Source organism: Promicromonospora citrea (genome assembly GCF_013004695.1).
GTDB lineage: Bacteria > Actinomycetota > Actinomycetes > Actinomycetales > Cellulomonadaceae > Promicromonospora > Promicromonospora citrea.
This window is the reverse complement of sequence record NZ_JABEMG010000170.1, coordinates 1-7867: the sequence shown is the minus strand read 5'-3', so window position 1 is coordinate 7867 and position 7867 is coordinate 1. Positions and strand designations below refer to the sequence as shown.

The 7867-nt window shown below is 75.0% G+C and carries 5 protein-coding genes; 1 reads left to right on the top strand and 4 read right to left on the bottom strand.

Features of this window, described 5'->3' with window-relative positions; translation table 11 throughout:
- The coding region (locus HLB15_RS21110) for an aminotransferase-like domain-containing protein (RefSeq protein WP_171108375.1) at window positions 1-1113 on the top strand (1113 nt) is incomplete at its 5' end.
- Here HLB15_RS21110 and HLB15_RS21105 read toward each other — a convergent pair.
- The 4 genes from HLB15_RS21105 to HLB15_RS21090 form a co-directional block, all read right to left on the bottom strand.
- On the bottom strand, window positions 1046-2359 hold the full coding sequence (locus HLB15_RS21105; protein ID WP_229785263.1) for an APC family permease: 1314 nt from the start codon (window positions 2357-2359) through the stop codon (window positions 1046-1048). The two genes, HLB15_RS21110 and HLB15_RS21105, sit on opposite strands and share 68 nt — an antisense overlap.
- Window positions 2360-2368: 9 nt before the next feature.
- On the bottom strand, window positions 2369-4201 hold the full coding sequence (locus HLB15_RS24910; protein ID WP_171108372.1) for a potassium channel family protein: 1833 nt from the start codon (window positions 4199-4201) through the stop codon (window positions 2369-2371).
- A 79-nt stretch (window positions 4202-4280) separates the two neighbouring features.
- A complete protein-coding gene (locus tag HLB15_RS21095) occupies window positions 4281-6410 on the bottom strand; it encodes a 3-hydroxyacyl-CoA dehydrogenase NAD-binding domain-containing protein (protein WP_171108370.1) in 2130 nt (709 codons plus the stop codon).
- Window positions 6411-6413: 3 nt separating this feature from the next.
- Window positions 6414-7658, bottom strand: a complete 1245-nt coding sequence (locus tag HLB15_RS21090; RefSeq protein WP_171108368.1) for a thiolase family protein — start codon at window positions 7656-7658, stop codon at window positions 6414-6416.
- Window positions 7659-7867: the final 209 nt, after the last annotated feature.

Here is a 7867-nt window from a genome sequence, read left to right as displayed (position 1 = left end):
CGGCCGACCAGCGGAGACCGGGCCGCGCCCGCCCACGACTTCCGCGTCGGCATCCCCGACGCGAGCCTCTTCCCGTACGACACGTGGCGCCGGCTGCTGGCCGCCGAGTCGCGCGCGGGCGGCCCGGCCGCCGGCTCGTACGGCGGCCCCGCCGGCCTGCCCCGCTTCCGTGCCGCCGTGGCCCGCTACGTCTCCGGCGCGCGCGGCGTGCACGCGGAGCCCGACGACGTCATCGCCACCACCGGCGCGCAGCAGGCCCTCGACCTCGTGGCGCGCGTGCTGCTCGAACCCGGCGACGTCGTCGCGGTCGAGGACCCGGGCTACCCCGAGGCGCGCGAGCTGTTCGCGCTGCACGGCGCGCGCGTCGTGCCCGTGCCGGTCGACGACCAGGGGCTGGTGGTGGAGGAGATCCCACCCCACGCCCGCCTGGTCTACACCACGCCGTCGCACCAGTTCCCCCTCGGCATGCCCCTGTCCCTGGCCCGACGGCGCGCCCTGCTCGCCCACGCGAGCCGGTACGGCACCGCGGTCGTCGAGGACGACTACGACAGCGAGTTCCGCCGCACCCGCCGCCCGCTGGAACCGCTCCAGGCGCTCGACCGCGACGGCCGCGTCCTGTACGTCGGCACGTTCTCCAAGTCGCTGCTGCCCGGCCTCCGGGCCGGCTACCTCGTCGCACCGCACTCCCTGCGCGACGCCCTGCTCGCCGCCCGCCAGCTCACCGACGGCCACGGAGCGGTGCACGTCCAGGGTGCCCTCGCCCGCTTCATCGACGACGGCCTGCTCGCCCGGCACGTCCGCCGGGCCGGGGCGCGGTACGCGGAGCGGCACGAGATCCTGCTCGACGCGCTCAGGGGCCTGCCGGTCGAGCCCGTGCCGTCCGCTGCGGGCCTGCACGTGGCGGCCTACCTGCGCGCCGACGCGCCCCTCGGCTCGCGGGCGCTCGCGGCCCGGGCCCTGCGGCGCTCGGTCGCGCTCGAGTCGCTGACCGCGTTCGCGACCGGGCCGCACCGGGACGGGATCGTGCTGGGCATCGGCGGCGCGGTCACGGGCGCGATCCGGCCAGGGGTCCGGGTCCTGGAGAGTCTGCTGGCTCCGGCCGTGCGCCGGTGAGGCGTGCCCGGCGCCGCCGCCACGTCGCCCAGGCGAGGCCGCCCAGGCCCGCGACCACCGGCCCCGTCATGTGCGGGCCGGTCATGACGAGCAGGCCGAGCGCGGCGACCAGCGAGACGACCGCGCACCACCAGGCGGCGCCCCAGCGGGGCAGCAGCCGGAGCGCCGCCGCGGCCCCCACCACGTAGAGCAGCGAGAACGTCGCGGTCGCCATGAGCAGGATCGCGTCGGTCGACCGGTGCAGCGCGGCGAGCAGCGCCGTCGTACCGAGTGCCACGACCGTGATGAGCACGAGCGACCGGCGGGGCGTGCGGCCGGGTGGCGCCGCGAGCACGCGGGGGAGCGCGCCGTCGCGGGCCAGGGCGGCGCCCATCCGGCTGCCGCCCGCGAAGTACACGTTGATGGCTCCGGTCGTGAGCAGCACCGCGACGACGGTGGTGACCGGCCGGGCGTGCTCGCCGAACCCGAGCACCAGCAGGTCCGACAGCGGCGCAGGACCGGGCGCGGGCCCGAGCACCGCGACCGTCGCGAACGCGACGCCGAGGTACAGCGTGCCGACGGCGGCCACGGCGATCGCCGTCGCGCGCGGGATGTCGCGCGACGGCCTCCGGTACTCGGCCGAGAGCGACCCCAGGATCTCCCAGCCCGCGAACGCCCAGACCAGCAGCGCGGCCGCCGAGCCGACGGCCCCCCAGCCGTGCGGGACGAACGGGGTGAGGTGGGCCGGGTCGGCGTGCGGCAGCGCGACGACGACGGCCACCGCCAGCAGCAGCGCGACCGAGCCGGCGATGACGAGCTGCGCGGTGCCGGAGACGCGCAGGTCGAACCAGTTCATGACCGCGCACACGGCGATGATCGCGACCGTGGTGGCCAGCGCGGCCCCGGTGCCGCCCCCGGTGGCGTCGGCCACGTAGGCGCCCGCGAACCCCGCGGCGGCGGGGGCGCCGACCGGGATGGTCGCGTAGAACGCCCAGCCGACCATCGTCGCGGCACGCTCGCCGAACGCGAGCCGGGCGTAGGTCGCGACGCCGCCGCCGTCCGGGTGGCGGGCGCCGAGCGCCGCGAACGTGGTGGCGAGCGGCACGGAGAGGAGCACGAGCGCGGCCCACGCGACGAGCGACGCGGGCCCCGCCGCGTCGGCGGCGAGGGCGGGGAGCGAGATGACGCCGGTGCCGAGCATGGCACCGAGCGTGAGCGCGGCGCCCTGCGGGACGCTGAGACCGTGCCGGGGCTGTCCGTTCTGCATGCCCCGAACCTAGGGCGCGGGTGGCCCGGCGAACGGGCCGGTTCCAGCCCGATCGTTCAGGCCGGTCGGTCCGGTGGGCCGGACCGGCCGCGCCTGCTCGCGGACGTGCTGCAGGCCCGCCGTCGTCGCGACGACGTAGACCGTGTCGCCCGGCTGCAGGTACCGGCCGGCGGCGGGCGCGATGACGTGGCCGCCGCCCCCGCCCTCGAACGAGACGGTGCGCACGGCGAGCAGGCGGCACTGCGCGCCCCGGGCCGGCCCGTCCGGGGCACCGTCCGGTCCGGCCTGCTCCGGCACGTCGAGCTCGGTCGAGTGCTTGCCCGCCAGCGCGCTGCCCCGGCCCACCTCGATCTCGGCGAGCACGAGCACACGGTCGCGGTAGGGGATCGTGGCCTTGACCTCCTGCCCGATCATCGCGGCCGCGAACCAGGGCGCCGCGAGGAACGACGAGCTGAGCCCCACGGAGTCGGGCACCTCCCGGCGGATGCGGCGCGACAGGTCGCGGTCGTAGACGCGCAGCACCGTGCGCAGCGGCGGGGCGTCGGGCGCGCGGGGGATGGAGCGGGCGGCGAACCCGACACCGATGGTCGTCGCGCCGCCGCTCGTCACCACGACGACGGCCTGCGCCGACTCCACGTACGCGCTCCGCAGGGTCGTGGCCCGGCGGGCGTCACCGATGACGACGGGCACGTCCCGCGCCCGTGCGACGGCGATGCCACGCGCCGACTCGTCGAGGTCGACCGCGACCACGGGGACGCGCCGCCGGTCCAGCGAGCGCACGATGCGGGTGCCCAGGTCGCCCATGCCGACGACCACCACGTGGCCGGACATCGGGTGCAGCGGCGCCCCCGTGGCGAGGAGGCGCTGGGTGCGCACCACGCCGTCGACCACCACGCCGGTCACCCAGGGGATCACCGCGACGCTGACGACCGTGAGGGCCACCTGCGTCGCCTTGACGACGGGGCCGGCGTCGTGGTCGGGGTCGCTGCCTGCCAGGGACGGCAGCACGGCCTCGTAGAGCGCGTCCGCCCACGAGGTACCGGTGGCGAACCGGATCGTCGCCGCGCCGACCAGCACGACCAGCAGCAGCACGGCCGCCGCGAGCACGAGGTTGCGGCCCGAGGTGAGCGCCAGCGAGCGCAGGTACTCGCGCAGCCTGCGGTGGCGGGTCGGGTCGACCTCGTCGTCGTCGGGCTCGAGGTCGGCCGTGACCTCGGGCAGCACGTCGTCCGGGCCCGCGTCGGCCAGGTACACCTGCGGTGCGAGGCCGGGCACCTCGGCGTCCGACGGCAGTGCGACCACCTCGCCGTCGGCGTCCGTGCCGAACAGGACCATGCGCACGGGCAGGGGCTGTTCGCCGTCCGAGACGGTGACGAGGCGGCGGTGGTCGACGGGCAGGCGGATCTGCCGGCGCAGCGCGGCCGCCACGATCTCGGGGGCGGCGAACGCCGACGACGACAGCACGGTGCAGCGGTCGCGCTGCAGGTGCCTGCCCAGCGACTCGTCGAAGATGCGCACCACGACGTGCAGCTCGGGCCACTTCTCGCGCAGCAGCAGCGCGAGCGCGACGTTGCCACCGTCGTCCTGCTCGACGAGGGCCGCGGACGCCGCACGGCCCGCGCCTGCCGCGGCGAGCGCCACCTCGTCGACCCGCTCCGCGGCCCGGACCTCGACCGCGGGCAGGTCCGCCATCTGCTGGGCGTACCGGGTCGTGGCGTCAGGCAGCAGCACCGTCACGGTGCCGCGGAAGCGGGTGCTCAGGGCGCGGGTCAGGCGGTAGGCGAGCGGCCCGTCACCGACGACGAGGTAGTGCGGCCGCGCACCGGTCGGGTCCTGGATCACGCCGCGAGCGTAGCGGGACCCTCCGACACCGCGGGTGCGGCGTCGGAGGGTCCCGTGGGATCACCCGTGCGTGGGCCGGTCAGGCCCCCGTCGGCACGTTCGCGACGCCGTCCGGCAGGAACCGGCGGCCGAGGACCTTCTCGCTGTACCCGGTGCGGTCCAGGTACGGCGTGATGCCGCCGGTGTGGAAGCCCCACCCGGCGCCGAGGATCATCGCGAGGTCGATCTGCTCGGGGCCGGGCACGACGCCCTCGTCCAGCATGAGCCCGATCTCGGTGGTCAGGGCCGCGAGCACCGCGTCGAGCACGCCGTCGGCGTCGAGCACGCCCGGCTCGCCGGGGCGCGGGGCACCGAAGTACTCCTGGATGGCCGGGTTCACGGGCTTGGGCAGACCCTTGGCGGGCGCGTCGAGCACCACGCGGGTGCCCTCCTCGACGATCTTCGCCAGGCCCGCCGACGCCGGGATCCGGTCGCCCAGGTCCTCGCGCAGCGAGGTGAGCACGTGCTGCGCGACGGCGGGCCCGACCAGGTCCATCAGCTCGAACGTCGGCATCGGGAAGCCGAGGGGCGCGAGCGCGCGGTCGGCGACCTCGACGGGCGTGCCGTTCTCGATCGCGTGCAGCACCTGGCCCATGACGAGCAGCAGGAGGCGGTTGACGATGAAGCCGGGGCGGTCGGCCGAGCCGATCGCCGTCTTGCGGAGCTTCTTCGTGATCGCGAACGCGGTGGCGCGGGCCTCGTCCGAGGTCTTCTCCGCCGTGATCACCTCGACCAGCGGCATCTGGGCCACGGGGTTGAAGAAGTGGATGCCGACCACGCGCTCGGGGTGCGCGAGGTCCGCCGCCATCTCGGTCACCGACAGCGCGGAGGTGTTGGTCGCGAGGATCGTCTCGGGGGCGATGATGCCCTCGAGCTCGGCGAACACCTTCTTCTTGAGGCCCATCACCTCGGTGACGGCCTCGATGACGAAGTCGCAGCCCGCGAACTCGGTGATGTCCGTCGTACCGGACACCGACGCGACGATGCGGGCGGCGGCCTCCGGGGCCAGCCGGCCGCGCGCGGCGAGCTTCTCGGCGGTGTCGCGGACGAACCCGAGGCCCTTGTCGACCCGCTCCTGGTCCAGGTCGCGCATGACGACGGGGACACCGAGGCGCTGGGCGAACAGGAAGGCCATCTGCGCGGCCATGAGGCCGGCACCGACGACGCCGACGCGGGTGACGGGCCGCGCGAGCTTCGGGTCCGGCGCGCCCGCCGGCTTCTTGCCCGCGCCCACGAGGTTGAACGCGTAGATGCTCGCGCGCATCTCGTCGGTCATGACCAGGTCGGCCAGCGCCTGGTCCTCGGCCGCGAACGCCTCCTCCTTCGTGGCGTCCCGCGCGCCGGCGATCAGCTCGAGCGCGCGCACCGGGGCGGGGCGGGACGTGCCGACCACCGCGTCGAGGCGGGCCTTCGCGGCACCGATCACGGCGTCCCACACGGGCTGCGGGTCGAGCTCGCGGCGCGGCACCTCGATCTCGCCGGTGACGACCTTCGCGGCCCACGCGATCGACTGCTCCAGGAAGTCCGCCGCCTCGAACAGCTCGTCGACGAGGCCGATCTCCAGCGCCTCGGCGGGCTTGAACGGCTTGTTCGCCGCGGGCCGCGTGAGGATGACGTCGACGGCCTTCTCCACGCCCACGAGGCGCGGCACGAGGTAGGCGCCGCCCCAGCCCGGGACGAGGCCGATGCCGGTCTCGGGCAGCCCGAGCGCCGCGGCGTCGGACGCGACGGTGCGGTAGTCGCAGTTGAGGGCGACCTCGAGGCCGCCGCCGAGGGCGAGCCCGTTGACGAACGCGAAGGTCGGCACGCCGGTCTCGGCGCGCAGGTCGCCGAGGATCCGGTAGGCGGCGTGGCCCATGCGGCCCAGCTCGAGCGCCTCGTCGTGGCCGCCCACGGACGTGATGCCCTTGAGGTCGGCACCCGCCGCGACGAAGTACGGCTTGCCCGTCACGCCGACGGCGGCGATCTCGCCCGCCCGGGCGCGCTCGCGCACGCCCTCCAGCGCCGCCCGCAGCTCCGCGATGCCCTGCGGGCCGAGCGTGTTCGGCTTGGTGTGGTCCAGGCCGTTGTCGAGCGTGACCAGGGCCAGCACCCCGGCGCCGCCGGGCAGCTGGACGTCACGGACCAGCGAGTGCGTGACGCGCTCGGTGAAGGTGGAGGTCTCGGTCACGGGTCAGTTCTCCTCGTCCGTGCGGCCGCTGTAGTCGGCGTGGTGCGGGTTCTCCCAGATGACGCTGCCGCCCTGGCCCAGACCCACGCACATGGCGGTCAGGCCGTAGCGGACCTCGGGGTGCTGCTCGAACTGACGCGCGAGCTGCATCATGAGGCGCACGCCGGAGCTGGCCAGCGGGTGGCCCATGGCGATGGCGCCGCCATAGGGGTTGACGCGCGGGTCGTCGTCGGCGATGCCGTAGTGGTCGAGGAACGACAGCACCTGGACCGCGAAGGCCTCGTTGAGCTCGAACAGGCCGATGTCGTCGATCGTCAGGCCTGCCGCCTTGAGCGCCTTCTCGGTGGACGGCACGGGGCCGTAGCCCATGATCTCCGGCGGCACGCCGGCGTACCCGTAGGACACCAGGCGCATCTTCGCGGGCAGACCGAGCTCGGCGGCGGCGTCGGCCGACGCGAGGACGGCCGCCGTGGCGCCGTCGGTGAGCGGGGACGACGTCGCGGGGGTCACGCGGCCGCCCGGGCGGAACGGCGTGCGCAGGCCCTGGATGGACTCGAACGTGGTCTCGGGGCGGGGCAGCTCGTCGGCCGTGGCCAGGCCCCAGCCCAGCTCGGACGAGCGGACGGCGACGGGCACCAGGTCGGGGTCGATGTCGCCGTTGGCCAGGGCCTTGGCGTACTTCGCCTGCGACTCGACGGCGAACCGGTCGGCCCGCTCCTTGGTGAGCTGCGGGAACTTGTCGTGCAGGTTCTCCGCCGTGACGCCCATGTTGAGGGCCTGCTGGTCGACCAGCTTCTCGGCGACGAAGCGGGGGTTGACGTCGGCGTCGAACCCCATCGGGTGGCGGCCCATGTGCTCGACACCGCCCGCGATGACGACGTCCGCCGCGCCCATCGCGATGCCTGCCGCCGTGGTGGTGGCGGCCGTCATGGCGCCGGCGCACATGCGGTCGATCGCGTAGCCGGGGACCGACTGCGGCAGGCCGGCGAGGATGCCGACCGTGCGGCCGAGGGTCAGGCCCTGGTCGCCCTGCTGGGTCGTCGCGGCGATCGCGACCTCGTCGATGCGCTCCGGCGGGAGCTCGGGGTGGCGGCGCAGCAGCTCGCGCACCACCTTGACGATGAGGTCGTCGGCGCGGGTCTGCGCGTACATGCCGTCGGGCTTGGCCTTGCCGAACGGCGTGCGGGCGCCGTCGACGAAGACGACGTCACGCACGGCGCGGCGCGATGTTTCCGGGGCTGCGGTCATCAGCAGGACTCCTGGGGTTTTGCGGGACGGCGGCGTCCGGTGAGCGACGCCGCTGGTTCGAGATACACGCTACCGCGAGTACCGGTAAAAAGCACGCACCGGATGAGACCAGGTCTGATCTGGTGTGAAACCGAGTCTCGGCCGGTCGGGTCGGCCCCGGAAACGGCTTCGAGACCGACGTCGCTCGGCTTTGAGAGGCCTCAAAGCCG